This window comes from Tersicoccus solisilvae, from assembly GCF_014643255.1.
GTDB lineage: Bacteria > Actinomycetota > Actinomycetes > Actinomycetales > Micrococcaceae > Tersicoccus > Tersicoccus solisilvae.
In genome coordinates, this window is record NZ_BMJI01000068.1 from 1 (window position 1) to 623 (window position 623).

A 623-nucleotide genomic window follows, 5' to 3' on the forward strand; every position below is an offset into this window, starting at 1 on the left:
AGGTCGGTTTCGGGGGCATTGTTGACCGTGGCGGTGTAGGTGATCTGGCCGCCTTCATTGACCTGATTTGGGGCCAATAGAGTTACAACGCTGGGAGCAATCTGGGTTACTTCAAAGGTGTTTTGTGATACTTCATCTTGAAGCGGGGCGGCATTAACTTCGATACCTGCGGTGTCATAACCACTTGCTGCTAAGGTTTCTGTGCCACTTCTTGCCAAAGACACAAACCCAGAAGTTCCTTCATTTCCTTGTGCTCCACCGGCAGCGGTATCGGGCAGTGAAGCTGTTGGATCTTCTCCTGCTGCGATAAGCGCTTGTAACTGCGCGATTTCAGAATCGGTGATTGCATCGTTACCTTGTACACTTGGCTGTAGTGGGGCGGTTATATTTTCATTGCCGAGACTACTTCCGTCATCAAGCAAGAGTTCTACTTGTGCATTATCTTCAACTATGACTTCGCTTCCTTGCGCAATAAAGTCGCCGGGCTTTAGTTGTATTTGGTGACCATTTGACATGACATAAGCTTTGCCATTCAAACTCTTAACTTGACCATCCTGTGTTGTGATAAGTGCTTTCATGTTCCGCCTCCGGCGATTGCAATATCCGTATCAATAAAGTTGCAT

At 47.5% G+C, this 623-nt stretch carries 1 protein-coding gene; it reads right to left on the bottom strand.

What is annotated here, in order from left to right; all coding sequences use genetic code 11:
- The coding region (locus IEX22_RS16265; protein WP_188669275.1) for a retention module-containing protein at positions 1-578 on the bottom strand (578 nt) is incomplete at its 3' end.
- Positions 579-623 lie beyond the last annotated feature (45 nt).